The 24,952-nt window shown below is 57.7% G+C and carries 27 protein-coding genes and 1 tRNA gene; 10 read left to right on the forward strand and 18 right to left on the reverse strand.

The annotated features are described in order from the left end of the window. Nucleotides 1-287 precede the first annotated feature (287 nt). Nucleotides 288-1,289: a LacI family DNA-binding transcriptional regulator gene (locus DW925_RS05235; protein ID WP_117790541.1), complete on the reverse strand. Its 1,002-nt coding sequence runs from the start codon at nt 1,287-1,289 to the stop codon at nt 288-290. A gap of 284 nt (nt 1,290-1,573) precedes the next feature. Between DW925_RS05235 and DW925_RS10255 the strand changes: the two genes are divergently transcribed. From DW925_RS10255 to lacG, 3 genes are all read left to right on the forward strand, one after another. Continuing rightward, entirely contained in the window at nt 1,574-1,783 is a 210-nt protein-coding gene (locus tag DW925_RS10255) for a hypothetical protein (RefSeq protein ID WP_233540238.1), read from the forward strand. A gap of 9 nt (nt 1,784-1,792) precedes the next feature. After that, on the forward strand, nt 1,793-3,352 hold the full coding sequence (locus tag DW925_RS05240) for a PTS lactose transporter subunit IIBC (protein WP_233540239.1): 1,560 nt from the start codon (nt 1,793-1,795) through the stop codon (nt 3,350-3,352). 75 nt (nt 3,353-3,427) lie between these two features. Beyond that, nucleotides 3,428-4,849 carry a 6-phospho-beta-galactosidase gene (gene lacG, locus DW925_RS05245; RefSeq protein WP_199577043.1) on the forward strand — a complete coding sequence of 474 codons (1,422 nt, stop codon included), beginning with the start codon at nt 3,428-3,430 and terminating at the stop codon, nt 4,847-4,849. A gap of 507 nt (nt 4,850-5,356) precedes the next feature. Here the strand turns inward: lacG and DW925_RS05250 are convergent. Beyond that, nucleotides 5,357-6,121, reverse strand: a complete 765-nt coding sequence (locus DW925_RS05250) for a DeoR/GlpR family DNA-binding transcription regulator (RefSeq protein ID WP_233540240.1) — start codon at nt 6,119-6,121, stop codon at nt 5,357-5,359. A gap of 206 nt (nt 6,122-6,327) precedes the next feature. Between DW925_RS05250 and DW925_RS05255 the strand changes: the two genes are divergently transcribed. Continuing rightward, nucleotides 6,328-7,380, forward strand: a complete 1,053-nt coding sequence (locus DW925_RS05255) for an aldose epimerase family protein (RefSeq protein WP_117790542.1) — start codon at nt 6,328-6,330, stop codon at nt 7,378-7,380. Between the two features lie 326 nt (nt 7,381-7,706). On the opposite strand, the gene DW925_RS05260 is transcribed toward DW925_RS05255, so the two are convergent. Beyond that, complete coding sequence (locus DW925_RS05260) at nt 7,707-8,189, reverse strand: PTS sugar transporter subunit IIB (RefSeq protein ID WP_117637050.1); 483 nt, start codon at nt 8,187-8,189, stop codon at nt 7,707-7,709. Nucleotides 8,190-8,396: 207 nt separating this feature from the next. On the opposite strand from DW925_RS05260, the gene DW925_RS05265 reads away from it, so the two are divergent. The 3 genes from DW925_RS05265 (at nt 8,397) to DW925_RS05275 (ending at nt 9,609) form a co-directional block, all read left to right on the forward strand. Further along, nucleotides 8,397-8,472: transfer RNA gene (locus DW925_RS05265), tRNA-Thr, on the forward strand. A 247-nt stretch (nt 8,473-8,719) separates the two neighbouring features. Next, the gene (locus tag DW925_RS05270; protein ID WP_117790543.1) at nt 8,720-9,229 is read left to right on the forward strand and encodes a hypothetical protein; all 510 of its coding nucleotides are present in this window, start codon (nt 8,720-8,722) and stop codon (nt 9,227-9,229) included. Between the two features lie 14 nt (nt 9,230-9,243). Continuing rightward, entirely contained in the window at nt 9,244-9,609 is a 366-nt protein-coding gene (locus tag DW925_RS05275; RefSeq protein WP_117766459.1) for a hypothetical protein, read from the forward strand. A 136-nt stretch (nt 9,610-9,745) separates the two neighbouring features. Here DW925_RS05275 and DW925_RS05280 read toward each other — a convergent pair whose 3' ends face one another. The 3 genes from DW925_RS05280 to DW925_RS05295 form a co-directional block, all read right to left on the reverse strand. Beyond that, a complete protein-coding gene (locus DW925_RS05280; RefSeq protein ID WP_089572396.1) occupies nt 9,746-10,219 on the reverse strand; it encodes a YhcH/YjgK/YiaL family protein in 474 nt (157 codons plus the stop codon). Nucleotides 10,220-10,416: 197 nt separating this feature from the next. Next, nucleotides 10,417-11,352, reverse strand: a complete 936-nt coding sequence (locus DW925_RS05290; RefSeq protein WP_035137670.1) for a hexose kinase — start codon at nt 11,350-11,352, stop codon at nt 10,417-10,419. A 59-nt stretch (nt 11,353-11,411) separates the two neighbouring features. Further along, the gene (locus DW925_RS05295) at nt 11,412-12,293 is read right to left on the reverse strand and encodes an aldose 1-epimerase family protein (RefSeq protein ID WP_117790544.1); all 882 of its coding nucleotides are present in this window, start codon (nt 12,291-12,293) and stop codon (nt 11,412-11,414) included. Between the two features lie 156 nt (nt 12,294-12,449). On the opposite strand from DW925_RS05295, the gene DW925_RS05300 reads away from it, so the two are divergent. Beyond that, nucleotides 12,450-13,034, forward strand: coding sequence for a flavodoxin domain-containing protein (locus DW925_RS05300; RefSeq protein WP_118372965.1), 585 nt, complete (start codon nt 12,450-12,452; stop codon nt 13,032-13,034). Nucleotides 13,035-13,109: 75 nt separating this feature from the next. On the opposite strand, the gene nagA is transcribed toward DW925_RS05300, so the two are convergent. The 8 genes from nagA to DW925_RS05340 form a co-directional block, all read right to left on the reverse strand. Beyond that, on the reverse strand, nt 13,110-14,279 hold the full coding sequence (gene nagA, locus DW925_RS05305; protein WP_117790546.1) for an N-acetylglucosamine-6-phosphate deacetylase: 1,170 nt from the start codon (nt 14,277-14,279) through the stop codon (nt 13,110-13,112). Nucleotides 14,280-14,397: 118 nt separating this feature from the next. Next, a complete protein-coding gene (locus DW925_RS05310; RefSeq protein WP_117640368.1) occupies nt 14,398-15,564 on the reverse strand; it encodes an SIS domain-containing protein in 1,167 nt (388 codons plus the stop codon). Nucleotides 15,565-15,678: 114 nt separating this feature from the next. Further along, nucleotides 15,679-16,410: a GntR family transcriptional regulator gene (locus DW925_RS05315; RefSeq protein WP_117635805.1), complete on the reverse strand. Its 732-nt coding sequence runs from the start codon at nt 16,408-16,410 to the stop codon at nt 15,679-15,681. Between the two features lie 185 nt (nt 16,411-16,595). Further along, nucleotides 16,596-17,678, reverse strand: coding sequence for a PTS system mannose/fructose/sorbose family transporter subunit IID (locus DW925_RS05320; protein ID WP_117790547.1), 1,083 nt, complete (start codon nt 17,676-17,678; stop codon nt 16,596-16,598). Further along, nucleotides 17,668-18,468 (reverse strand): PTS sugar transporter subunit IIC, encoded by an 801-nt coding sequence (locus tag DW925_RS05325; RefSeq protein ID WP_089572403.1) that lies wholly within the window; start codon nt 18,466-18,468, stop codon nt 17,668-17,670. The genes DW925_RS05320 and DW925_RS05325 overlap by 11 nt, the downstream gene beginning before the upstream one ends. 90 nt (nt 18,469-18,558) lie before the next feature. Further along, a complete protein-coding gene (gene agaV / locus DW925_RS05330; protein ID WP_089572404.1) occupies nt 18,559-19,041 on the reverse strand; it encodes a PTS N-acetylgalactosamine transporter subunit IIB in 483 nt (160 codons plus the stop codon). A gap of 36 nt (nt 19,042-19,077) precedes the next feature. Then, nucleotides 19,078-19,359, reverse strand: a complete 282-nt coding sequence (yajC, locus tag DW925_RS05335; RefSeq protein WP_117635806.1) for a preprotein translocase subunit YajC — start codon at nt 19,357-19,359, stop codon at nt 19,078-19,080. Continuing rightward, nucleotides 19,359-19,802 carry a PTS fructose transporter subunit IIA gene (locus DW925_RS05340; protein ID WP_117564748.1) on the reverse strand — a complete coding sequence of 148 codons (444 nt, stop codon included), beginning with the start codon at nt 19,800-19,802 and terminating at the stop codon, nt 19,359-19,361. Before DW925_RS05340 ends, yajC begins: the two co-directional genes overlap by 1 nt. Before the next feature lie 701 nt (nt 19,803-20,503). Between DW925_RS05340 and DW925_RS05345 the strand changes: the two genes are divergently transcribed. Both DW925_RS05345 and DW925_RS05350 read left to right on the forward strand, forming a co-directional pair. Next, nucleotides 20,504-21,142, forward strand: coding sequence for a DUF2975 domain-containing protein (locus DW925_RS05345; protein WP_117583568.1), 639 nt, complete (start codon nt 20,504-20,506; stop codon nt 21,140-21,142). 9 nt (nt 21,143-21,151) lie between these two features. Further along, nucleotides 21,152-21,388 (forward strand): helix-turn-helix transcriptional regulator, encoded by a 237-nt coding sequence (locus DW925_RS05350; protein WP_117564746.1) that lies wholly within the window; start codon nt 21,152-21,154, stop codon nt 21,386-21,388. A 113-nt stretch (nt 21,389-21,501) separates the two neighbouring features. Here DW925_RS05350 and DW925_RS05355 read toward each other — a convergent pair whose 3' ends face one another. From DW925_RS05355 to DW925_RS05370, 4 genes are all read right to left on the reverse strand, one after another. Continuing rightward, nucleotides 21,502-22,590, reverse strand: coding sequence for a hypothetical protein (locus DW925_RS05355; protein WP_117790548.1), 1,089 nt, complete (start codon nt 22,588-22,590; stop codon nt 21,502-21,504). Between the two features lie 126 nt (nt 22,591-22,716). Continuing rightward, nucleotides 22,717-23,802, reverse strand: a complete 1,086-nt coding sequence (locus DW925_RS05360; protein ID WP_117637059.1) for an isocitrate/isopropylmalate dehydrogenase family protein — start codon at nt 23,800-23,802, stop codon at nt 22,717-22,719. Nucleotides 23,803-23,808: 6 nt separating this feature from the next. Next, complete coding sequence (locus DW925_RS05365) at nt 23,809-24,507, reverse strand: HEAT repeat domain-containing protein (RefSeq protein WP_117564743.1); 699 nt, start codon at nt 24,505-24,507, stop codon at nt 23,809-23,811. A 15-nt stretch (nt 24,508-24,522) separates the two neighbouring features. After that, nucleotides 24,523-24,951: a hypothetical protein gene (locus tag DW925_RS05370; protein WP_055310425.1), complete on the reverse strand. Its 429-nt coding sequence runs from the start codon at nt 24,949-24,951 to the stop codon at nt 24,523-24,525. Between the last annotated feature and the right edge of the window lies 1 nt (nt 24,952).

Here is a 24,952-nt window from a genome sequence, read left to right on the forward strand (position 1 = left end):
TTTTTTGGTCCCAGCTGTTACAGATTGAGGTGAACGCACAGGCCAAGCCGAAAATCTCAATCTGTAACATGTAGACCGCTTTTGACCGCTTAGATGTTACAGATCGAGACAAACAGATGGGTCAATCCAATCAATCTAGATCTGTAACATCTGGCTGGTCATTTCACCCCTAACTGTTACAGATCGAGACAAACAGAACGCCCGAGCAGAAATATCTCAATCTGTAACATCTAGCTGAGATTTTCGGCCCTACCTGTTACAGGTTGAGATGAACGAGCCGAGCACGCCTACGCCCGCAAATCCCGCACGCTCGCACGCTCGACCAGCACGCCCGAGACGAGCGTACGGCTTCTGGAGCTCGGGGCTTCCAGACCTGCGACAACCTCGTTAAGCGCACGGATACCCAGCTCGCGATGGCGAAACTTCACCGACGTCAGAATCGAGTTGGGAATCGTCTTGTAGAGCTCATCGTCGAAGCCGATCACGGACACGTCGTCGGGCACACTGAGCCCCTTGTCACGTAGAGCCATCATCACGCCGTTTGCCATGCAGTCGTTAGCAGCGAGGACCGCCGTGCAATCGGGCTTATCGGCAAGCACAAGGCCCGCAGCATAGCCACTATCCGCATTCCAATCGCCTTGCAGAGGCTCGGGCGGCTCAATGCCACGCGTCTCGAGTGCCGCACGCCAACCTTTCATACGGCACTGGCTCGACAGTGACTCTTTCTTACCAGAGACGAAGTACACGTTCTTGTGCCCGCGATTTAAGAAGTACTCGCACGCCATGCGCGCGCCGTCCTCTTGGTCGTCACTGACGGTGGAGCAGGTAGGATGCTCCATCGGCGTAATAATCACCGTCTTGAGGTCTTTCGGCGCCTCAAAGGTATCAAAGTCATCGACCATCTGACGCAGGTTGAAAATCATGCCGTCGACGGGAAGCTGCGACATCCTACGTGCCGCTTCGGCAAGGGTCATCTTCTCCCCCGCCCGCTTTTTGATCATCGTGAGCGCAAAGCCTCGCTCTTCGGCGGCATCGGCGATACCGTCGATCATGTCCACGTTGCCGCCCGACAAGTGGAACAGCACCACGCCGATGCACCCGTAACGGCCCAACTTGAGTGAACGCGCGGCAAAGTTCGCCCGGAACCCAAGCGCTTCCATGGCAGCATGGACCCTATCGCGCGTCGACTCTCGCACGCTATCGGGCTCGTTGATCACACGCGACACCGTCTTGAGAGAAACGCCCGCGGCAACTGCCACATCGTTCATTGAGACATTTTTCTTGTCCATCGTTGCCACTGCTTCTCCAGTCGGTTTCCTATCGATCGTTCTTTGCGTTCTAGCATACACTACCTGCTCGGTTTTCAAATTTGCCGTTTACCGGACAATACCGACCGTTCACCCGTAAATCCTTGTTGCTCTTCCAAGAATGTCTTACGTTGTCATTAACGAAATGACAACGTTGTCATTTCGCAATGCCTTCCTTAAGCAGGAAGGTTTCCGGGCAGTCCTGACCATCCATCGACGACCAGTTCCATCCACATGCATCGCGCATCAAGTAGCAAAGGAGCTCTATGGACGCCATCGTAAAGATGCTCGAAAAGCATCAGCCGTTCTTTGAGAAGATCTCGAGGAACATCTACCTCCAGGCCATCAAGGACGGATTCCTTGGGTGCATGCCCATCGTCCTCACCTCTTCGATCTTTCTGTTGATCGCCACGCTTCCCGGCGTGGTTGGCATCACGCTGCCCCAGCCGCTCATCGACTGGTGCAACAAGCTGTAAAACTTCACCATGGGCGTCATGGGCATCATGGTTGCCGGCACCACTGCCAAGAACTTCACGGCTTCCATGAACCGTCGCATGCCCGCCGGCAAAGTGCTCAACGACGGTTCCACCATGGTGGCCGCTCAGTGCAGCATGCTGCTGCTCGCAGTCACGCAGTTCACCACCAAGTTCAACGGCTCCGAACTTTCGGTCTTCGATTGCACCAGCATGGGCACGCGCGGTCTGTTCTCGGCCTATATCGCCGCGTTCATTACCGTGTGGGTCTATAAGTTCTGCGTCTCGCGCGATCTGACCATTAAGCTGCCTAAGGAGGTCCCGGGCGCCATCGCTCAGAACTTCCGCGACATTATCCCCTTTGGCGGTGCCGTCATCATCTGCGGCATCATCGATGTCATCGTGCGCAACCTCATGGGCGTTCCGTTCTCCGAGCTGCTTATCAAGCTGCTCTCCCCGCTCTTTACCGCTGCAGAAACCTATCCTGGCCTTATCCTTATCCAGGCAGCAACCGCGTTCTTCTGGTTCATCGGCGTCCACGGCCCCTCGATCGTCCAGCCGGGCATCGACCCCATCCGTCTTGCCAATCAGGCCGAGAACCTGCAGGTTCTGCTGGCCGGTGGTCACCCCGCCCACTCCCTCACCTTTAACATGTCGCTCGTGGGTGAGTTCGGCGGCACCGGCGCCACGTTCATCGTGCCGCTTCTGCTGATTCTCTTTATGAAGTCCAAGCAGCTCAAGGCCGTCGGTAAGGCCTCAATTGTTCCTGTTGCCTTCGCCGTCAACGAACCGCTGCTCTTTGGCGCGCCGATGATCCTTAACCCCTACATGCTCGTCCCCTTTGTCGCCGCCGGTTGCGTCAACGTGAGTGTTGCCAAGTTCTTCATCGATAACGTGGGCATGAACGGCTTCTCCTTCGTGGTGCCTTGGGCCACCCCCGCCCCCATCGGCATTTTCATCACCACGAACTTCCAGCTTATCGCCCTGGTATTTGTCGCGATCATCATCTTGCTGGACGCCATCATCTACCTACCGTTCTTGAAGGCATACGATAAGCTGCTCTGCGACCAGGAGGCCGAGCGCGCCGTCGAGCTGGGTCTCGAGTCCGATGGTGCCGCTGCCATCGCCGCCAACGCCCCTGCGCCCGCTGTCGAGCAGGCTACCGCTTCCGTCGAGACGACTGTTGCCGCCGCCGACAGCGAGCCTGTCGCCGATCAGCCCGAGCCCGCTGCCGATGCATCCGCCAAGAAGGATGTCGACGGCCTGAAAGTCCTCGTCCTGTGCGCGGGCGCCGGCACCTCTGCCATGCTTGCCAACGCCATCAAGGAAGGTGCTGCGCAGACCGGAGAGAACATCGCTTCCTCTGCCGGCGCCTATGGCCAGCACACTGCCATCATGGATCAGTACGACGTCATCGTGCTCGCCCCGCAGGTCCGTAGCTACTACAACGACATGAAGGCCGACACCGATCGTCTGGGCATTAAGCTGCTCGCCCCGCGCGGCAAGGAATATATCGACCTTACTCGCGACCCCGCTGGCGCCATCAAGTGGCTCCGCGAGAACCTCGACTAGTTCCTCCCTCTGTTGGTGCCCGGATCCCCAGTTCGGGCACCTCTCCCTATTCGTATCCCACAGAAAGGATGACTCATGACCAATCCCATGCAGTTCCCCGACGGCTTTGTGTTTGGCGGCGCCACCGCCGCTTACCAGGTTGAGGGCGAGACCCGCACGCACGGCAAGGGCAAAGTGCCCTGGGACGATTTCCTCGCTGCTCAGGGTCGCTTCTCCCCCGACCCCGCAAGCGATTTCTACAACAAATATCCGGTCGATATCGACCTGTGCCAGCGCTTCGGCATCAACGGCATCCGTGTCTCCATCGCTTGGAGCCGCATCTTCCCCAGTGGCACCGGCGAGGTTAACCCCGAGGGCGTCGCTTTCTATCACGAGCTTTTCGCCACCTGCAACAAAGCTGACGTTATCCCCTATGTCACGCTCGATCACTTCGATACGCCCGAGGCCTTTTACCAGAACGGCGGCGAGGGATTCCTGACGCGCACGACCATCGACGCCTTTGTCGAGTACGCCAAGTTCTGCTTTGCCGAGTTCACCGAGGTCAAGCACTGGTTTACCTTTAACGAGATTCCCGCGACCGCCGAGGGCAGCTTTATCGTCGGCAACTGGCCGCACGGCGAGAAGTATCGCCTGGACAAGGCCTTCCAGCTCATGCACAACATGATGGTGGCCCACGCCAAGGCTGTCGTCGCGTTCCATGAGGGCGGCTTTGAGGGCGAGATCGGCATTGTCCAGAACCTGGAGCCCAAGTATCCCCTCGACCCCAACAACGCCGCCGACTGCGAGGCAGCTCGCATGGCCGACGTCATCAACAACCGCTGGGTACTCGACGCCACCTTCCGCGGCCACTATGCAGCCGACACCATGGAGGCTGCGACCAAGCTGGCCCATATCGCCGGCGGCGAGCTCGACGTCCGCGACGAGGACATCGCCGCGCTGACCGCCGCGCTCCCCTACAACGATTGCCTGGGCGTCAACACCTACAAGTGCCAGTTCCTGCGTGCCGCCGAGGGCGAAAACGACATCAACCACAATGGCACCGGCGACAAGGGCTCCTCGCGCTGGTTCCTCAAGGGCGTGGGCGAGTCATGCGTGCGCGAAGGCATACCCACCACCGATTGGGACTGGATCATCTATCCCGAGGGCCTCTACGACCTGCTGCTCCGCATTAAGAACGATTACCCCAACTACAAGAAGATCTACATCACCGAGAACGGCATGGGCTATAAGGACGACTTCGAGGACGGCTTTATCGATGACGCCCCTCGCATCGACTACATGCGTCAGCATCTCGCGTGGATCCTCAAGGCGATCGACGGCGGCGTGAACGTCGACGGTTACTTTGTGTGGTCGTTGCAGGACCAGTTCTCCTGGACCAACGGCTACAACAAGCGCTATGGCCTGTTCTACATCGACTTTGAGACCCAGAAGCGCTATCCCAAGGCGAGCGCGTACTGGTACAAGAACGTCGCGGAGACCGGCCTGCTCATGGCCTAACTTTTGCCGCATACCCCCTGTCGGCCGTATACGAATCCCTCCACGGGTTCGCATGCGGCCTTTTTTGTTTTGGCTCGGCCCGAGCAGGCCATTTGTCTCGATCTGTAACATCTAGCAGAGATTTTTGGCCCCAATTGTTACAAATTGAGATGAACGGGGGCACCCGGTTCGAAATGTCTAGATCTGTAACATCTGATTCGCTTTTGGCCGTCTAACTGTTACAGATCAAGACAAAGATGATGGCTGGGTAGACAAAATCTCGATCTGTAACATCTAGTCGAGTTTTTGGGTCCTAGCTGTTACAGATTGAGACAAATGCACAGGACAATCCCCCCAATCTGTAACATCTGGTTGGTGATTTCACCCCTACCTGTCACAGGTTGAGACAATTTGATAGTGGAGTCCTCATTTACGCGTCATATCGCGTAGCGCTCACGCGTTGATTCCCCACAATGACAGGAGGTAAAAGTCCTCCCGCATCGCCTGTTGGCAATCCCATAGCGTTAGCTAGCAGATGACCTGTGTGTGTTCCTCGATGGCGACACGATTCTCGGCGGCGATACCCGGTTCGCACACCACGGCATCCAGGCTGTCCAAGCGACAGAAGGTGTAGAAGTCGCGCTTGCCGATCTTGCTGGAATCGGCGATCAGATAGCGTGAGTCGGCCTTGCTAAAGGCGAGCTGCTGGATACGGCCCTCGTCCATGTTGGACGTAGATACGTCGCCATCCAGAATGCCGTTGGCGCCGATAAACGCCGCGTCGATGCCCAACGCACGCAGGGTATCCTCGGCCGTTGGTCCCACAAAAGCGGCGGTGCGGCGACGGTACATACCGCCCACGAGGCACAGGTCGCAGTCTTCGCGCGCCTCGAGCAGGTTAAACACCGAAAGCGAGTTGGTCACGATGCGCAGGCGACACGCCGGCAGCATCGAGGCCATCTGTTCCACCGTAGTGCCCGTACCCAAAAAGATGGTCGAGCCCTCCTCGATAAGCTCCACAGCACGGCGCGCAATCTGCAGCTTTTCCTCGGCATGCTTGGTGCGCTTTTCGCTGTGCGAATACTCGTGGCGCAACATAGCGTGGGGACGGCCCTGTGCACTACGGGCTCCGCCGTGCACGCGCTCGATCTCGCCTAGGCTCGCAAGCTCCTCAAGATCGCGACGGATCGTCATATCCGAGACGCCCAGTGCATCCGAAATCTCCTTGACCGAGACCGTGCCCTGCTCTTCGAGCAGCTGACGAACCTTATCCTGTCGCTCTGCCTTAATCACGATGAATCCTCGCCGTTCTTTGCGCGCATATCATTCAAACAGTAACGAACAAATTGTATCAGACTCGTGCGCGTCAAAAATGAACGCCCGCTCAGCTCCAATCATCACTTTTTTGAGAAAAATACCCCCTGCTTTAGTGGGGTGTAGTGATAATCTCGCCTGTTCGCGCTACAGTTTGTCGGAAATACCTCGATGTTAGGAACCAAATGATCACTTCCGAGCTTTTCGGCACCGCGCCGTGCGGTACCCCCGTTCATCGTTACACCCTCAACGGGCCCGAGATCTGCGTTCGCATTATGGACTATGGCGCCACCGTGTTGGGCATCGACGTGCCCGACATCCCCGGCAACGTGCGCGATGTGGTGCTGGGCTTCGATAAGCTCGAGGATTACTTTGACAACCCCGCCTGCTTTGGCGCGACCATCGGTCCCGTGGCAAACCGCACCGCGGGCGCCACGATTACCATCGACGGCACGGACTGGCATATGCCCGTCAACGAGGGCGTCAACAACTTGCACAGCGATCTTGAGCACGGCCTGCACAAGCGCGTGTGGGACGCTGAGCTCGACGAGACTCACAACGCCGTGCGCATGACCACCTCGCTTGAGGATGGCGAGCTGGGCCTGCCCGGCAACCGCACCTTTACGGCCGTGTTTACCGTGACGCGCACCGGCTGCTTCCGTATCGAGTATGGCTGCGAGAGCGACCGCGCCACCTATGTGTCCATGACTAACCACACCTACTTTAACCTTGCCGGCCATAACGCCGGCATGGACTGTGAACACTTCTTTGTTGCTAACGCTGCCCACTACCTGCCCATCGACGACCAGAACGTTCCTACCGGCAAGATCGCTCCGGTCGAGGGAACACCGTTTGACTTTCGCGAGCTTCGCCCCGTCGCACCCGGCATGGAGGCCGACGACCCGCAGATCAAGCAGGCCCGTGGCTACGATCACTGCCTGTGCATCGATGGCTATCAGTACGGCCGCAACCTGCGCCGCGCGATGCACGTCGAGGAGATGTGGACCGGTCGTGAGATGGACTACTACACCACTGCCCCGGGCGTGCAGCTCTACACCGGCAACTGGCTGGGCGACGAGCACGCCAAGGACGATGCCAACTATGGCTGGGGCGCCGGCTTTGCCCTCGAGGCCGAGATGTACCCCGACACGCCGCACCAGCCTCTGTTCCCGCAGGGCATTGTGGGCCCGGGCCATCCCTACAGCAATGTGATCGAATACCACTTTATGAGGCACTAAGCCCGCAACGCGACATATCGCACAGCAGCGCCCGCCGGCACCACCGCCAGCGGGCGCTTTTTCATCTTTTAGGCTCGTTTTTTCTGTGACTGTATGAGTGACATATCAAAACTATGCCCATTTACTACGTTTAGCCCGGGATGCTCGACCATGCACCGGTTTTTGTTACATTTGTGAGCAGTATACCTGCGGTTTTGTTTATCTCAAATTCGACATGCTCGACGATAGCCAATCAAACGTAGTAAATGGGCATAGTTTTTGACAGGCGGCATCGCACGCGTCCCTCGCAAGGGCAAAATGATCCGCTTTCCTCCGTCCCCAAGGGATCAGTTGAACAGATTGCCAATGGGGTCGGGGGCGGAACTGGGGAGATAGCGGATTTCTAGCTCTATGCCGAGCTTTTGCAACTCTTTGAAGGCGGCGATGTCCGTATCGTCTACGGCAATGGTAGGCGTTGCAGAGCGCTTGCCCTCCCCTGCCTGCATATGGCCAATGCTGATCTTGGTTATTGGCACACCACCCTTAACCAGCGCGAGCGCATCGGCGGGTGAGGCCACTATGATCAAGATCCATTGACGCGGCGTTGCGGTATGAATGATGTCGATGGTCCTTTGCACCGAGAAAAACCGCGTCCAAACGCCTTCTGGCACCGCCACCCTCATTGGTGCCCATTGGCGCGAATCCGCCGCGATCTCATCGTTGACGATTAGGACAAGGTTGGAACCCACGGCTTCGTTCCACAGCTCAACGTCTTGCCCGTAAATGAAACGGTCATCGATACGCGTAAGAAGAATCTTGGGTTGAGCCATGGCTGCCCCATTCTGTTTGAGACCCATACGAGCGGGACGTCGACCACCAACTCAACAGCAGGTCAAGTAACAAATGGGCACTGCAGACATCACGCCTCCAATATTAGTGCATTTAAAGTGAGAAAAGCCGTCAGAACCCTTGCGCGGACGTGCGATGTCCCGTATCATAGACAGCCGTTGACGCCTCAGTTGCGTCATCACATGGCCGCCAGCGTAGCTCAGTTGGTAGAGCACCGCTCTCGTAAAGCGGGGGTCACCGGTTCGAGCCCGGTCGCTGGCTCCATTGCACAAGATAGCCGCCTTCGGGCGGCTTTTTTGTTGCCGATTTTGAGTGCGCGTGTGCCAATCCAAGCATCGCCACGTCAACAGCGGCCCACTCGGTGGACTTCGGGTTTAATACTTAGGGGCGGGGATTTACCAAAGTGAAAAATTAATGAAAAGAAACCCAGTGCAACAAATGCCATGGCGAGGGCTCGAATTGGCCATATAGATCTAAAATAGTCACGCTATACAAGACGTTGGGGATAGAGATGAAAAGAACTAAGGGTTTTCTTTTGTTGGTAATGATGCTGCTCGGACTGTTCTGCCTGAGTGGCCCTTCTTGGGCCGAGGCTGCCTGTCCTGAAGGTGAGCCTCAGCAGTCTTATACGGGCAGCCTGCTGATAACTGCTAAGGAGGGCGATGCCGACTCTCAGTCTGGGGTAAATCCCCTTGCCACTTTTGAGGGGGACGGCGGAACGGTCAAGCTTGACCATATTGGTAGCGGGATTTTGAGGTGGCAAGTTCTTCCGGACAAAATTGCGAACGATCCCTTCTCTTTTGCTGGAACGATATATCTATACAAGGTTGTGAGCGGAAAACAAAAATACGTCGATTGCTATCCGACAAACGGGTCTGGAATTGCATTCACCGGCATTTCGGGGCAGATTGATACACATGTACGAAAGGGAACCTATGTGGTGCGTTGGGTTGGAGCTGCTGGAGGCCCGATATGGATTGCGGTCTTGCGCCCCGATGTCCAAATAGGTTTCTCTCTCTAGACGGGAAGTTGCTCATGAACGCCATATATGACGGAGATGACTGGGTCGATCATTATACTTGGCGCCTGGTCGGCTCGAACGACAATGGGGATGTGGTGTTTGATGGACTATGTCCAAAGCATCTCCATCCTTTTGTCTCGTCGTTAATTGAGAGTTCCGCTCGTGTTGCCCCCTACAGCTCGGCATCGCTTCATGATACGGACGTTTTGAAGACCATAAGGGAATCAATTGACGAGGGAACGATGAGCGGCCCGCTGTTTTCTCGACTTGTGGGGCTAGATGAGATTGGCTCGAAACGACTGCTTGCGGGCGAAAAAGTGGAACTCACTTATCGGTCGATGATTTCAATCCTGCGGCTAGCCGATGTTCTTCGCAAATAAATGAGGCTTCCCTATTCAAAAAACCGAAAACCCCGCCAAACGTGATTTCCCTAGGGAAAAAACGCTTGGCGGGGTCCTGGCGTGTTTTCCCTAAGGGGATCACGCCATCAGACGAGCAGCTCAGCCGAGCAGTTCGCTACTCCTCCCAGTAAGCATCTGCAAGCAGCTTAAAGCAAATCTTCTTGACCGGCTGTGCGCCATCGCCCGGGAACTCGAGCGTGGGCATGTGAGGCTCGCCGGCAACGAACAGTGCAAACTTATCGTCGGCAAGATCGCCGGCGATCGAAGCGTCGGAATCGACCAGATCGTAGTCGTCCTTCTCGTCAAACTCCTGAACCAGCGTCAGGCTGCCCGTGGCGACCTTAAAGGCCTCGCGACCCTCGACGTCGATCTGCAGGTCGTGATAGCGCTGATGCGTCTCATAGTGAGCCTCGGCCTCGGGACGCGTCGTGGGAGACATGACGTTCGCAAAGACCTTCTCACCCAAAATCGGATGGCTGCCGACCTCGAGCTGTGCCGGGTCGTTCTCCTCGAGCCAGTCGATCAGCACGTCGAGGCCCTTGAGCATTCCGCGGTACTCCTCGATATCGCCCAATGCACCGTAAATCATCTAAATCCCCTCTCGGATCGCTTCTTTGGCGGCTAATCGGCAAACGCGTTACCGATGCTGTTGCCACCCACATACGCCTCGACCAGGGTAAGGTCGGGATTGAACACGACAAACTCGGCGTCGCGCCCCAGCATAATGCTACCGCACTTGTCGTCGACATGAGCTAGCAAGCAATGCCGGGGCCGACGCCCAGGCTTTTACAGCTCGGTCACGACAACGCCGTTGTAGACCTCGTCCCAACGGTCCATGACCAGATGGCCGGTCATGGGATCCATGGCATTGAGCTTGCCGCAGGTGTTGGCGGTACGCAGCACCGTCTCGTCATCCGCGCCAGCAGCAATCGCATGCGCGAAGCCGGCAATGGTCGAATCGCCAGAGCCCGTAGCGTTAACGGCGGGGATATCGGGGGTCTTGGCGCGGAATGCACGGCCATTATGGAAGCCCACGGAGCCGGCAGCGCCCATGGACACGACGACCCAGGGGATATCGGAGAAGCGGGCATCAGAGGCGAGCGCGGCGCGGAGCTCGTCCACATCGTCGGTGGTAAAGCTCGTGCCCAGAAGGCCGTTAATCTCGGTCAGGTTAGGCTTGACCAGCTCGGGCTTAATTTCGGACTTAAGGGCGGCCTCGAGCGAAGCACCCGAGGTATCGAGCAGCACCTTGGCGCCGGCGTTCTCGGCAATGCCCGTGATCTTGGCGTAGTAGTCCGCCTCGACGCCGCGGGGCAGCGAACCCGAGATGGTGACGACGTCGGCCTTGCCCGCAAGCTCGGTAAACTTGGCGGTAAAGGCATCGAGCTCCTCGGGGGCAATCGTCGGGCCGCTCTCGAGCAGCTCGGTCTGGTTGCCGGCGTGAAGGATGTTGAGGCAAATTCGAGTCTCGCCCTTGATGGGCACAAAATCATTCTTAATGCCGTTGGCATCCATGAGCTCGGCCATGTAGGCGCCCATGTGGCCGCCGAGCAGACCGGTTGCCACGACGTCGTCGCCCAGCTGACCCAGCACACGGGCCACGTTGAGGCCCTTGCCGCCGGCGGTCTTTTCGGGCGTCACACGGTTGACGTCGTCGATAACGAGCTCATCGAGCTGATAGCGCGTATCGACAGACGGGTTCATCGTAACGGTGAGGATCATTTTTAGCTCCTTATCTCGCAGGCTCCTAGTGCCTCGCGATACGAGTCGACAAAACGGAATTACAGAATTTCAATCGTGAACGAGCGAACGACGGTCTCCTTGGGCTTGGCGACAAGGCAGCCGCGCTTATGCTCAAGCACGTCATCCTCATCGGAACAGGTCGAGAGGCCGCCCCAGGGTTCAACTGCCACAAAATCACCCTCGGGCTTGCTCCACACAATGAGGTACGGGAAGCCCTCAAAGCTCAGGCGAACGCCCTTGTCCTCGCCCTTTTTGGAAAGCGTGACCTGACGGCTCTCGAGCACGTCAAAGATGGTCTCCGCAAAATCGAAGAGCTCATGCGACAAAGGCAGCGTCTTTCCCACCATGGGGTTCTTGGAGCGCCTGTCCACATCAATCAATCCGGTCGAGGGAACGGCGGTGCAGAGCTCCGCAGCCTCGTCTTTCTCAAAACGCAACTCGTAGTCCGTATAGGACTCACCCTCGTCGAGCGGGCACCTAAAGCCGGGGTGTCCACCGATAAAGAAAGGCATGTCCTCGGTGCCCTCGTTGGTAACCTCATAGGAGACACGCACGGCGGCGTCCTCGAGCGTATAGCGGGCGACAAGTTTAAACGGATACGGATAATCGCTCAGCAGCGCGGCGTTATCCTCGGATGCCAGGCACATAGCCAGCTCGTTTGTGCTTTGGCTCAACAGCTTCCACTCCTGCTTGCGCGCAAAGCCGTGGCGGGCGAGCTTCACATGATGTCCGGCAAACGTCATGGCGCCGTTATCACGCAAACCTCCGCAAATCGGGAAGCAAATCGGTGCCTGGCCGGACCACACGGCGGGATCGCCCTGCCACAAGTACTCGCGACCTCCAGCCTCAATCGAGGTAAACGAGCCGCCGGCCGTGGAGACCTTGATAGAAATCGAATCGTTGGAGAGAGCGTATTCCATTGTCCTTCCTTTCGAACAACTGCTTTTTGCTCGCAAGAACCCGTCTCGGCCCTGACCAAAGGACAAACCCGCACGTTCATCGATGCGTCCGGTTTCCCAGGCATGCAACGGGGTACCATACAGACATTGATGCAATTACAGCTGAAAGGCCTTCTTATGCGAACCATCATCCTTTATGCCTCACGCCACCACGGCAATACGAAAAAGCTCGTGGACGCCATCGTCGAGGCGCACCCCGAAATCGATACCCTCGACGTGAAGTCACTCGGTAAAAACGAGTACCCCGACCTGCACGAATACCATCTGATCGGCGTCGCCACGGGCATTTATTACTCCGAGATCGACAAAGATATGGCGCGCGTGCTCACGAACGTGCTGCAGCCGCAGGATAAGGTGTTTGGCCTTATGACCTACGGTGGCAAAAACAAGTGGTACGGCAAGGATATCGATGGCATCTGCCGCATGAGGCAGGCCATCTTTATGGGCGTCTACGGCTGCCCTGGCTTTGATACGTGGGGGCCGTTCAAACTCACCGGCGGCGTCCAGAAGGGACACCCGACCGCAGAGGAAATTAAGGGCGCCGTCGACTTCTTCGACAAGATCGAAGACGAGTATGGCGACATCATCGTCGAAGAGTACGCCAAGCGCGAGAAGCGTCTAGCATACGAAAAGGAGCATCCCGCGGGGGGTCTTGTGGCCGGCGTCAAGCGCACGGCAAAGAAGATCGCTAACAAGCTGTAACTGTTAAGGTGCTTTTGAGCGTTTAACCCATACGGCGGGTCCGAGCAGATTCGGGCCCGCCGTCTTTTTCTATCGTTACTCGGTAAAGGCGTTGCCGACGCTCTGGCCGCCAACATACGTCTCGATGAGGGTGAGCTCATGGTCGAACACGACAAAGTCGGCGTCGCGACCCGGCATGATGCTGCCGCACTTATCCTCGATGTGCGCGGAGCGTGCCGGCACCTCAGTTGCCATGCGAATGGCGATATCGGCGCTGGCGATACCCCAGTCGACGATGTTCTTGACGCCCTGGGCAAGCGTGAGCACCGAGCCGGCAATGCTCTTGCCGTCGGCGAGCCAGCACAGGTTGTCCTTCATGATGACGTCCATGCCGCCACTGGTGTAGCTGCCCTCGGGCATGCCGCCGCAACCCAGGCAGTCGGTGATGAGCACCGTGTGCCGCCAGCCCTTTGCCTGCAGCAGCGCCTTGATGGCGGCAGGGTTTACGTGCTTGCCGTCACAGATGATCTCGGCGTAGGTCTCGGGCGTGGACATGGCAGCGCCCACGACACCGGGCTCACGGTGATGCAGCCCGCGCTGGCCGTTATAGGTATGCGTAAAGCAGCTGGCGCCGGCGTTGATGGCGGCGATGCACTCATCGTAGGTGGCGTCGGAGTGACCGATACTGGTCACCACACCCTTGGCGTTCAGAGCAGCCGCATAAGCAGCGGCACCGTCGCGCTCGGCCGCCATGGCGCTCTTAACGATGCGACCGCCCGCGGCCTCCTGCCACTGGTCGAAGACCTCCTCGGAGGGATCGATAAGATAAGCGGGGTTCTGCGCGCCCACGTGCTTCATGGTAAAGAAGGGGCCCTCAAGGTAGATGCCCTGAATGCGAGCACCGCAGAAGTCGGGGCCGCGGCCCTCGTCAGCCTGGGCGATGGCGGCGCAGGCATCCTTGATCTGCTCGACGCCATCGGTGAACGTCGTGGGCAGCCAGCTGGTGGTACCGCGACGAGCGAGCTCAGTCGAGCTGATATCGATACCCTCGGGGTCGTTATCGGTAGTCGAGTGGTTATAGAAGCCATGGATGTGAGTATCGACCATACCCGGTGCGATCCACGATCCCGTGTAGTCCTTAATCTCGCAAGAGGGCTCGTCGGCCTGCCAGGCGCCAAAAACACCATCCTCGACCATAAGATAGCCGCCCAGTTGCGGGCCTGCCGGCAAGAAGAACTTGTCAGCCTTAATTGCGTACGTGCTCATATGCACTCCTTGCTTCTAAAGCAGTTGACTGTGGTAATGCTTATACCCGGTCCATGTAAAAACAAAAAGCGCCCGCCCGCCGTTATGAGCGGACGGGCGCCCTTACAGGGGGACGCGATTAAGCGGTGAAGGGGTGAATCGTCACGCCCTTAACCACGCGGTTGACCGTACCGGTGGGGCTCGGCGTGTCGGGCGTGTTGCCCACGCGCACGGAGTTGAGCAGGCTGATAGCCTGAGCAAACATCACGAACGGCAGAGCAAGGTAGCCCTCGGGAAGCGCCTCGTAGCCCTTAAAGGTGAAGGACTCGCCCTCGTAGACGGTAGCGCCATCCTGCTGAACGGCAACGGTGTGCTGAGCGATCTTGTCGCCACCGATCTCGTTGAGGATGTCGATGTCGTACTGACGGGTGTAGGCGTCGTTGTTGACGAACACGAACACGAGGGTCTTGTCGTCGACGAAGGACTTGGGTCCGTGACGATAGCCCATGGAGGTGTCGTAGGAAGTAGCGACCAGACCGTGAGCAAGCTCGAGGATCTTGAGCTGGCTCTCCTGGGCAAGGCCACCGAAGGAGCCGGAACCCAAGTACGTCACGCGGTTGAAGTCGCCAGCGAGGTAGTCGGCAACCTCGGACTCGCGAGCGATGACCTCCTCGCCCATCTTGGCGATGGTCTCGACCCACTCGGCCTTCTGCTCGTCGGAAGCCTCGTCAAAGATGAGGGTAGAGAGCAGGGTCATGCAGGTGTAGGAGCCGGTCATGGCGAAGCCCTTGTCGTTGGCGCGCGGAATGAGCAGCGTCAGCGCATTGGGATCATCGGCAGACTCGACGGCGAGCTTGCCCTCGGGCGCGCAGGTGATGTTGAGGAACTTGACGTTGTGGACGAGCTCCTTGGCAACGGCAACGGCGGCAAGGCTCTCGGGGCTGTTGCCAGAGCGGGCAAAGGAAACCACGAGCGTGGGATCCTCGGCGCGCAGGAAGTCGCGCGGGGCGCTCACGATGTCGGTCGTGGCGATGGGCTTAAAGTCGTAGAGATCAGTGTTGCCGGCGTGACGCAGATACGGGGCGCAGGTATCGCCAACATAGTCGGACGTACCGGCACCGGTGAAGACAACGGACAGACGGCCCTCGCCCATAGCGCGAGCCTCGGCCAGAAAGGCCTCGATGGCCTCCTTGTTCTCGCGATAGATGTTGAGCGTATCACGCCAAAGCTCGGGCTGCTGAGCAATCTCGGCCGTGGTGATCTGGGCGCCGAGCTCGGTGAGCTCCTCGACACTCTTCTCGAACATTTCTAATACCTCTCTCTAGAAGTAATCCTCTGACGTGCAATTATACACTTCGGTTGGTTATCTGGTAGTAACCAGTTAAATACAAAGAATCATCATATGGAAACGGTGCAGACACTAATCGCTACGCTGGTGGTAAACCTTGTATTTAAACTGATCGGCACGAGCAACCGAGAGCGTATACTCCACAACCTCGTTTGACTCGTTATACGTAGTCCTAACCAAATCGAGCACAGGCGAGCCCTCGACGATTTCCAAAAGGTGGGCATCGGTGGGACGGGCTATGCTCGCATAGAACTCCTCTTCGGCCACGCGTATTTTTTGCTTAAAGTCTTGCTCAATCACATCGTAAAGCGGCTTACGCTCCAGCAGCGGTCGCTTTAGGGACAGAAATTGACGAACCGGTAGATAGCTACGTTCGACCATCATGGGCATGTTGTCGGCAGAACGAAGGCGCTTGAGCTTAAAAATGCGATCACCGATACGTAATCCCATATGCTCGGCCAGATTCTTATCGGCCTCCATCTCGCAAAAATCGAGAATCGTGGTCTCGGGGTCACGACCCATCGCGCGCATCTGCTCGGTAAAGCTGTAGGACTGCATAAGATTGGTTGCCTTTGCCGAACGGTCGGTCACAAAGGTACCGCGACCGTGCTGCCGAACCACCAGTCCTAAACGCTCCAGTTCCTGCAGAGCCAGGCGTACCGTAGTGCGCGAGAGACCATAGCGCTCCGAAAGTTCGCGCTCGGAAGGAATCATGTCACCGGCGCGATATTCATGGTCAATCTTTTCGGTCAGAATATCGACCAGCTGATCGTACAGCGGTTGCTTACGCGCTCCGATCGCCATCCTATCCTCCCTTTTGCTCGAATTCGGCTAACTACCTAGGGTGTTAAGCATTATCGGTCTGCAACACCCGAATCATTAAGAAAACAAAAGCCGCGCGCTCTTTCGAGCACGCGGCTTTTAACATACACATGGCTTAAGGGGTCGGGGTGTGAGCCGCGTAGGGACACACCCCTCAAGCTAGAGCCTTACCAGATGCTCGGCCAGAGACCAAGCGGGCCAGCGCCCAGGATGCCAAGGACGAAGAGCAGGAGAATGCCCTTGGTCGGGGTCCAGCTGTGCTTAGCGAACATGTAGTAAAGCAGCAGCGTAAGCATAAGCGGGACGAGCTTCGGGACGATGGTGTTGAGGGTGTCGGCAACGGAGAAGTTGACCGGATCCTCGGTGACGGTACCGTAGGTAACGGACGCCATGCCGTTGCCCAGATCGGTGACGCCGCACTCGACAGCGTTGCCGTCGGCATCAGAAGCGGTAAGAGCGTTACCGTCGGCGTCGGTCATGGCCATGGTGCCAGCCTCAGCGGTCTCGGTATCAATACCCTCGAGGCCGGTGAAGTTCTCGGCCTCCTCCTCGGAGACGACAACCGTGTGGGCAGCAATGCCGCGGGTGGTGCCGTTGGGGATCTGGAGGTTGATCTGGGTGCCACCCATGGTGACGACCAGGCAACCGACGACAAAGACGCCCATGATGGAAGCGGCACGCGTGAAGGCCTGCATGTTGGCAGTCAGAGCGTCAATAGCGCTGGTGCCAAGCTTATAGGACCAGTTCATGAGCCAGAAGCGCAGAGCGAACTGGACGACGTTGAAGATCACCAGGAAGATGATCGGCGCAGCGGCGTTGCCGTTGATGGCCATGTTGGAGGTGATGCCGGCCGTGATAGGCACGAGCGTCAGCCAGAACAGGGCGTCACCGATACCACCGAGCGGGCCCATTGCGGCGACGCGGACGGCGCGGATCGTGGGGATGTCAACCTTGTTCTGCTCGAGCGAAAGCACGATACCCATAACAAAGGTGACAAGGAACGGGTGGGTGTTGAAGAACTCCAGGTTGTGGCTCATGGAAGCCGCGAGGTCGTTCTTGTTGGTGTGGATCTTCTCCAGACCGGGGATGATGGAGTAAAGCCAGCCAGCGGCCTGCATGCGCTCGTAGTTGAACGATGCCTGCAGGAAGCAGGAGCGCCAAGCCATCTTGTTGAGGGTCTTCTGGTCGAGCTGCGGAGCAGGAGTGAGATCCTCGTAGTGCTCCGGGATCACATACTCATTAGATGCCATCTTCGAAGTCACCTCCGTCAGAAACAGCTGCACCCTTCAGCTCGGTCTGCTGCTGGAAGTCCCAGAAAGCGATGCCGAAGCCGATGAGAGCGAGGATGAGCAGGGCAGGGGTTGCCAGCGAATCGTTGGCAACGGTGATGAGCGCGAGGCCAAAGCCCATGAGGAAGAAGCCCCACATATCGCGGTTCATCATAACCTTGAGCAGGACGGCGAAGCCGACGAAGCGCATCATGCCGCCTGCAGCGGACAGACCGGTCTGCAGCCAAGTCGGGATGGCGGAAGCGATGGTCTGACCGATGGTGGCGCCAGCGATGAAGAACAGGGTGACGACGACAGCGAAGATCAGGCCGAGCAGAGCCATGGCGAAGTAGTTCAGACGCTCGATACCCTTGGTGTCAGCGTTGTGAGCCATGTTGTCCGCGGAGGACATGAGCGGCGACATAAGCGTGAAGACCAGGGTAACGCCGAGCTGACCAAGCAGAGCGAACGGAATGGCAAGGCCGACTGCCGCGTTGGGCTCGAGGCCCGTAGCGATAGCGAGAATGGCTGCCATGATGCCGCCGATGACGGCGTTAGGCGGCTGAGCGCCTCCGATCGGCATGTTGCCGATCGTCATGAGCTGATAGGTACCACCCACGAGAAGACCGGTGTTGAGGTCGCCAAGGATAAGACCGATGACGGCGCCGGTGACGATGGGCTGATAGAGAGACTCGAGGAAGTTGAACTGGTCGATTGCCGCGACGAACGTGACGATGAAGACCAGAGCGACCTGGATGATCGAGTATTCCATCTTGCTCCTCCTTTCAAAATGTATGTACGCACTTTGGATATCACGTACAGAACGTCAGGGTTTCAATCCTGACAACGTGGATCACGAGGATTACGAGAAGAGCTTGCTCGTGTCCTCAACAGGCGTGCTCGGAACGCGCCTGATCTCCAACTCCACCCCCAATTCCTGCAGCTCTTTAAACGCAGCGACATCCTCGTCGTTAACTGCGACGGAGGTGGCGACTTGGCGCTTTCCTTCCGACATGTGCATGTTGCCGATGTTTACCTTCTTTATAGGCACACCGCCCTTGACGAGCGTAAGCACGTCTTCCGGTGTTTCGGCCACGATGAAGATCTTCTGGCGCGGGCTCGCCTTGCCAATGACGTCGATGGTCTTCTGCAGGGAGAAGAAACGCGTAGCGACGCCGGCGGGAGCGGCCATCTTCATGAGGTTCTGGCGCATGGTGTTGGTCGACACATCGTCGTTGGCGACGAGGATAAGGTTGGAGCCCAGGGTGGAGTTCCACTGGGTGGCAACCTGACCATGGACCAGTCGGTTATCGATGCGGGTAAGAAGAATGTTGGGTTCTGCCATGTTGATCAGCTTCCTTTCGTTATTTGCTGACGACAGTTACTCGATCTCCTGAATCGCGTAACGCGAAACATCTACGACGGCACCGGATCGGACTTTGATCTGGACCTTTTCGCCTTCGATGCCCTTGACGGTTCCGTAGATACCGCCGGCGAAAAGAACCTCCTGACCCGGCTTGAGCTCGGTGTGCAGCTCCTTGAAGTACTTCTGCTTCTTCTTCATGTTGATTTGCGACCAGATGGTGTAAATCAAGCCCATGACGACAAGCAGGCCTAAAAGAGCGACCGAGGAGCTCAGGACGCTGGCTCCGAAATCGGCCATTAGATGCCGTCCTCGTCACCGAAGATATCCTCTTCCTCGGCACCAGCGACGGAGGCAACCGTCTGGGCGGTGATGCCCGTCTGGCCAACGGTCACGGCCTGCTCGCCAAGCTCGGCGAGCGTAGCGTTGCCGCGGAGGAACAGAAGCTCAATAACCATGGGAAGGTTCGTGCCAGTCAGAATCTCGACGTTGTCGACATCCTGGGCAATCATCATTGCCTGGTTGAACGGGGTACCACCAAGCAGGTCGGTAAAGACGAGCACGCCATCGCACTCCTCGCGCATGGCGGTGATAGCGGCGCGGAGATCCTCACCGTAGGAAGCAGCCTGGTCGCCCTCGAAAGGAACGACGGTAAAAGCGGGCTGATCACCGGCGACCATAGCGATAGCGCTTGCGAGGCCGGGTGCGAACTGTCCATGACCGGTAAGAATAAAGCCAACCATTCAAATTTCCCTTCCGAAGGTGTGTACGATCTGAATCCGATGTTTTCGGAAGCCAGCGGGCGGACGCCCTTAAAGCTTCTTGGAAAGCGTTCTTTGAAGACCAGTGGTCTCTCAACTGGTAGTAACCACGTGACGTGTTGTTGTCACTATATCATCACAGAAGAGGTCGCTTTCGCTGATTCACGCAATAAAACGTTTTTGCACCGCTCACGGCGATAAATCGACCGTTTACCGCTCGTTAACACTTCTACCTGCGGTTTTGAAACCGTTTCGAAATACTTTGACGAAAGATCGGAACCTTTTCTGTGTCTAAACAACGCAGGGTGGCCAAAAAAGGCATGTAGAAAAAATGCAGGTCATTGTGAAGATTTGTGAATTGGTCTTTTTGACTTAATACCAGTTAGAACCAGTTTAGAAATTATCGGTGAACGGTAGTTTTCGACCGCTCAGCGGTTATTTCCAATCGTTTGCAGCTCCTTTTCCATATGAATTAGGGAGACCCGATGAAGCACTTGCGTGGTTGCGGGAAATTTCGATACTCGTCCATCCCCCACGTGCCAAACTCTCACTCCCTAAATATGCCATAAGCTCTCGCTATTCGTCTTACAAACATAACTTACTCTAATCTGTAATTGTTTATCGTTTATCATTAAGTATGTTATAAGATTTAAATATCATCCTAGACATTGGTTGGAGGAGCTATGATCCGCTGGAACGTATCCAAATCGAATGAACCCATCAACCGCGAACAGGCAATAGCCGATCTGAGGAAGCTCGCTCACATCTGCAAATGGGCCACAATCTGCACCGCCGTAGCGCTCGCTCTGGGACTCCTCGCAGTCATTGCAATCGAGCTTCTACTCATATTGCCTAGCCTCTCCCAAGGGTTCTGCCTCCAATCCGTAGAGCTTAATGCCGGCGAAGGGCCATCTCTCGCTCTCGTCGGCGCCAATGAACAGACCCCTCTTATGCTTGTCGCGCACGACGGTCATACTGCCATAGGGAGCGCCATGATGACATGCCTTGCGCTTGCCATTGTGCTAAGCGCATACAGGTTTTTCTCCACCATTGAAAAGGCAGGCAGGCCCTTTGACCTCGAATGCATCCGCATACTACGTCAAGTAGGACATTTGTTCCTTATTGGCGGCGTTGCTGTGAAGCTTCTTGGTGCCATAGTCACGGGGCTGATACTCTCAGGATTTGGCGGCAACTTTACGGATGCGCTTGGCGGCCAGCATCTCGACCTCTCTATGCTCTTTGCAGGCCTGATTATTAGCCTGATTGCCAGCGTCTTCCAGTACGGGTGTATCCTGCAAATACAAGATGACGAGTTGCTCTAGGGGGAATCCATGATTATTCTGCGGCTCGACCGCATGCTTGCCGAACGCAAGATCTCATCCAAAGAGCTTGCGGAACGCGTGGGTATCTCCCAGGTCAATATGTCGCGTATCAAGACGGGCAAGGTTTCTGCCGTGCGCTTTTCAACTCTTGACGCGATATGCCGGGCACTCGACTGCCAGCCGGGCGATGTGCTGGAATATATGCCTGACGATGAAGCCGATAACCTCTTTGGACTTAAAGATTAATAGGCATAATGTAGCCACCAGCGCCCAAACGCAAATAGCCCGCTAGAACGGATATCGTTCTAGCGGGCTTATTCAGATAGTTCGGCTACGCGATCGATAAGCTCAGGCAAACCTTACGCGAACAGGCCGTAGATGCTGATGTTGGCCTTGGCGTACAGGCCGTTAGCGTACTCGGTCCACTTGGAGCTGGCGCTCGAAGCCTGCGAGGAATACTGCTGGTAGGCGGTGTAATAGGCGGTCATGGCCTGCTTATAGGTCGCGCTATCGGCCGTAAAGGCATCGTCGGCGAACGCCTTAGCATAGGTGCCATCGGCGTCCTTCCAGGTGCCCTTCTCGCTATCCCACTCGTCGCCGGCAAGGTTGATGATGTAATCGGCGTAGTCCTTGCTCGCGGTGTCCTCGTTGCCGTCAGAAGGCTCGGTCGGAGCGGTCGGCATGCTCGCGGAAGCATCGCCCACCTTCTTCTTGTAGAGCTCTTGCAGCGTCGCGGACTGGCGGACGATCTGCTTGGCCTGATCCTTGGACACGCCGTACTGTTTTGCCATGGTCTTGTAGTCGGAGGTGCCGATGGAATCCTCGGCGTACTTCTTCATCTCCTTAGAGGAGACGGTAATGCCCTCGTCCTCGGCAGCATCGAGCAGAATCTTGTTGCGCACGTAAGACAGGATGACGTCGGCAGAGGGGGCGGTGTAGTTGCCGTTGCTATCCTTGACGGTATCGAGGCTGTACTGGCTCTCGATGGCCTCGCGCGCGGTGATGTCGCTCTTCTTGCCGTTATAACTATAGCTTGCCACGGTCGAATCGAGCTGGTCCTCGGTCAGGGTCGACGAACCGACACCCTTGCCGCCAAAGCCGCCGTTGCCGATAAAAAAGCCGACCACAGCAGCGATCACGACAGCGACCACAAAGGCGGCGATCATCGTCTTCTTGTGCTTGGATGCATGGTCGTCCGCGTCGGCGTCAGTTTCGTCCTCATCCTGGGCCTCGGGCATCAGATTCTCGTCAGCGGCATCCGCGGCAATCTGAGCCTCCAGTCGGGCGTCCTCCTCCTCGGCGGTCGTGCCGGCAGCAATGTGCTCGGCAGACGTACCGGCGACCAGGTCGATCTTCTCGTCCTCATCACCGTCGGGGCCTTCGCCGCGCTCGATGATCTGGATGCCGTCGATCTCGTCCTTCTCGTCCTTCTTTTGAATCAGACCCATATCAGTTACTCCTTGTTAGGAAACATAGTCTTCAATAGAATACGCCCGACGAGGCGCCGGGCGTATTGATTCTTAGGTTATACGCAAACACTTAAGTACTATTTAGGCGTTTGCAGTCTGCATGCCTTAGGCCAGGTGCGCGATAACGGCATCGGCAAAGGCCTGCGTGCCCACAGCGCCCTCAACGGAGCCGGTCTGGGCACGACGCACGTCACCGGTAACCTGCTCGCCCTCGTCGAGCGTGGCAGATACGGCGGCACGAATGCGATTGGCAGCATCGTTCTCGCCCAAGTGGTCGAGCATCATCGCAGCAGAAAGGATCTCGGCCGTGGGGTTGGCGATATCCTGGCCCGCGATATCGGGCGCGGAGCCGTGCGTTGCCTCGAAGATGGCGCAGTCGGCACCGATGTTGGAGCCGGGGGCCATGCCCAGACCACCCACCAGGCCGGCGCACAGGTCGCTCACGATGTCGCCGTACAGGTTGGGCAGCACCAGAACATCGAAGTCGTTGGGGTTCTGGACCAGGCCCATGCAGGTGGCGTCGACGATCTTGTCGTTGAACTCGATATCGGGATAGCCCGCGGCCACCTCGCGCGCAACGCGCAGGAACAGGCCGTCGGTCGCCTTCATGATATTGGCCTTGTGCACGGCCGTCACCTTTTTGCGGCCGCAGCGGCGGGCATACTCAAAGGCGTACTCCACAATACGGCGGCTCTTGGCGATAGAGATGGGCTTGATCGAGATGGCGGAATCGGCGGCGAATGTCTTTTGGCCCGAACGCTCGACAAGCTGCGAGAGCTCCTCGACCTCGGCTGCGCCCTCGTCGAACTCGATGCCGGCATAGAGGTCCTCGGTGTTCTCGCGCACGATGACCAGGTCGACGTCGCGGAAACGCGAGCCGTCGCCCGGCTGCGACAGACAGGGACGCACGCAGGCATACAGGTCAAAGTGCTTGCGCAGGGCCACGTTAACGCTGCGGAAACCCGTGCCGACCGGCGTGGTGATGGGGCCCTTGATGGCAACCTTAGTCTCGGCGACCGCGTCGAGCACGTGCTGGGGCAGCGGCGTGCCAAACTCGTCCATGACGCCGGCGCCGGCCTCCTGGACGTTCCAATTGATCTGGACACCGGTGGCCTCGACCACGCGGCGCATGGCCTGCGTAATCTCGGGACCGATGCCGTCACCGGGAATCAGGACTACATCGTGCGCCATAATCTGTTACTCCTCGTCTTCGGCGTCGTCAGATTTTTTAACGCTAGCACGCTTCTTCTTTTTGGAGAGATCCAGGCCAAAACGTTTAACAAGCATTTCGCAAATCTCGCTCGAACGGGCCTTGAGATAGCTGCCCTTACCGTTCTCGGCATCGAACTTAAGGCGCAGCGCGAGCTTCTCGGCAACCTCGGCGTCGATCTCGCCCTGGCAAAACTCGTACAGGCAACCGAGCATGTCGCGATACTCGAGGTCGCCGTGGTAGCACTGGATGGCCTCGTCCAGGATGGGCCAAGCCTCGCGCGAACGCTCGACGCTCGTGGCACCCCACACGCACAGCAGGCGGAAGGCGGCATAGCGCAGCGTGGAGGAGATCTCGTCGAACAGTGCGGTCTCGGCGCCCTCAAAGGCATCGCCCAACTGCTCGGGGCAGGTGGTGGCGAGCGCCGTCAGGGCATCGAGGGCCTCCCAGCGGGTCTGCGCCTCGGGGCGGTCGAGCGCCTCGATCAGCGCGGGTACGCAGGGCACGACGCGCTGCGGATCGCGCTCGGCAAGCAGGTGCAGCACGCGGGCGGCAAACTGGCGGATGCGGCGCGTGGGGCAGCCGAGCTCCTGGACCAGGCGGTCGACGGCGTTCTCGTTCTCCTCTGCCAGCTGGAGCTGTGCCAGCTCCTCGTCGGTGAGCTGTTCGTCTTTATTTTCTGCCATAGTTACCTCTTCTTACTATTTCTTAGCATGCTTGCCAGCACCCTTGCTGTCATCGGTGACCGAGATGAGCTGTCGGTCGGCCGCGCCATTGCGACGTGCACGGCGGCGTTCCTCGGCATCGCCCGCGTCGGCGGCGGCGCGGTGAGCCTTGTTGACGTTAAAGACCTCGTCGTGCTTGCGCCACGGGCCGACGGACTCGCCAAAGCTCATCTTAAGGCCGGCGATAAAGCCGCCGAGCCAGCCGATCGGCGCAAACTGCACCAGCGGGAACAGCGAGAACACCCAGGTCAGCAGGACGACTGCCGCCGCTCCCGCAAAGTTGGCGATCCAGTAGTCGCGCTTGGTGATGACGCGCTTTTCGCACGCCCACTGGCCGCACAGAAAGCCGATGTATATCGCAAAGAGAAAGAGCACCAGCGCAAGCACCACGAACGTCCAGCTCATG

The sequence above is a fragment of the Collinsella sp. AM43-1 genome (assembly GCF_003467925.1).
Taxonomy (GTDB): Bacteria; Actinomycetota; Coriobacteriia; order Coriobacteriales; family Coriobacteriaceae; genus Collinsella.

Bases quoted from the DNA above. Each gene is read 5' to 3' on its own strand.
- DW925_RS05270 (WP_117790543.1), top strand. From the start codon at position 8,720: ATGAAAAGAACTAAGGGTTTTCTTTTGTTGGTAATGATGCTGCTCGGA.
- agaV (WP_089572404.1), bottom strand. From the start codon at position 19,041: ATGGCAGAACCCAACATTCTTCTTACCCGCATCGATAACCGACTGGTC.
- DW925_RS05290 (WP_035137670.1), bottom strand. From the start codon at position 11,352: ATGATCCTCACCGTTACGATGAACCCGTCTGTCGATACGCGCTATCAG.
- DW925_RS05300 (WP_118372965.1), top strand. From the start codon at position 12,450: ATGCGAACCATCATCCTTTATGCCTCACGCCACCACGGCAATACGAAA.
- DW925_RS05235 (WP_117790541.1), bottom strand. From the start codon at position 1,289: ATGGACAAGAAAAATGTCTCAATGAACGATGTGGCAGTTGCCGCGGGC.
- DW925_RS05355 (WP_117790548.1), bottom strand. From the start codon at position 22,590: ATGGGTCTGATTCAAAAGAAGGACGAGAAGGACGAGATCGACGGCATC.
- DW925_RS05255 (WP_117790542.1), top strand. From the start codon at position 6,328: ATGATCACTTCCGAGCTTTTCGGCACCGCGCCGTGCGGTACCCCCGTT.
- nagA (WP_117790546.1), bottom strand. From the start codon at position 14,279: ATGAGCACGTACGCAATTAAGGCTGACAAGTTCTTCTTGCCGGCAGGC.
- DW925_RS05370 (WP_055310425.1), bottom strand. From the start codon at position 24,951: ATGAGCTGGACGTTCGTGGTGCTTGCGCTGGTGCTCTTTCTCTTTGCG.
- DW925_RS05315 (WP_117635805.1), bottom strand. From the start codon at position 16,410: ATGGCGATCGGAGCGCGTAAGCAACCGCTGTACGATCAGCTGGTCGAT.
- DW925_RS05360 (WP_117637059.1), bottom strand. From the start codon at position 23,802: ATGGCGCACGATGTAGTCCTGATTCCCGGTGACGGCATCGGTCCCGAG.
- DW925_RS05275 (WP_117766459.1), top strand. From the start codon at position 9,244: ATGAACGCCATATATGACGGAGATGACTGGGTCGATCATTATACTTGG.
- DW925_RS10255 (WP_233540238.1), top strand. From the start codon at position 1,574: ATGGACGCCATCGTAAAGATGCTCGAAAAGCATCAGCCGTTCTTTGAG.
- DW925_RS05345 (WP_117583568.1), top strand. From the start codon at position 20,504: ATGATCCGCTGGAACGTATCCAAATCGAATGAACCCATCAACCGCGAA.
- DW925_RS05295 (WP_117790544.1), bottom strand. From the start codon at position 12,293: ATGGAATACGCTCTCTCCAACGATTCGATTTCTATCAAGGTCTCCACG.
- DW925_RS05325 (WP_089572403.1), bottom strand. From the start codon at position 18,468: ATGGAATACTCGATCATCCAGGTCGCTCTGGTCTTCATCGTCACGTTC.
- DW925_RS05365 (WP_117564743.1), bottom strand. From the start codon at position 24,507: ATGGCAGAAAATAAAGACGAACAGCTCACCGACGAGGAGCTGGCACAG.
- DW925_RS05340 (WP_117564748.1), bottom strand. From the start codon at position 19,802: ATGGTTGGCTTTATTCTTACCGGTCATGGACAGTTCGCACCCGGCCTC.
- DW925_RS05310 (WP_117640368.1), bottom strand. From the start codon at position 15,564: ATGTTCGAGAAGAGTGTCGAGGAGCTCACCGAGCTCGGCGCCCAGATC.
- yajC (WP_117635806.1), bottom strand. From the start codon at position 19,359: ATGGCCGATTTCGGAGCCAGCGTCCTGAGCTCCTCGGTCGCTCTTTTA.
- DW925_RS05280 (WP_089572396.1), bottom strand. From the start codon at position 10,219: ATGATTTACGGTGCATTGGGCGATATCGAGGAGTACCGCGGAATGCTC.
- DW925_RS05240 (WP_233540239.1), top strand. From the start codon at position 1,793: ATGGGCGTCATGGGCATCATGGTTGCCGGCACCACTGCCAAGAACTTC.
- DW925_RS05320 (WP_117790547.1), bottom strand. From the start codon at position 17,678: ATGGCATCTAATGAGTATGTGATCCCGGAGCACTACGAGGATCTCACT.
- DW925_RS05350 (WP_117564746.1), top strand. From the start codon at position 21,152: ATGATTATTCTGCGGCTCGACCGCATGCTTGCCGAACGCAAGATCTCA.
- DW925_RS05260 (WP_117637050.1), bottom strand. From the start codon at position 8,189: ATGGCTCAACCCAAGATTCTTCTTACGCGTATCGATGACCGTTTCATT.
- lacG (WP_199577043.1), top strand. From the start codon at position 3,428: ATGACCAATCCCATGCAGTTCCCCGACGGCTTTGTGTTTGGCGGCGCC.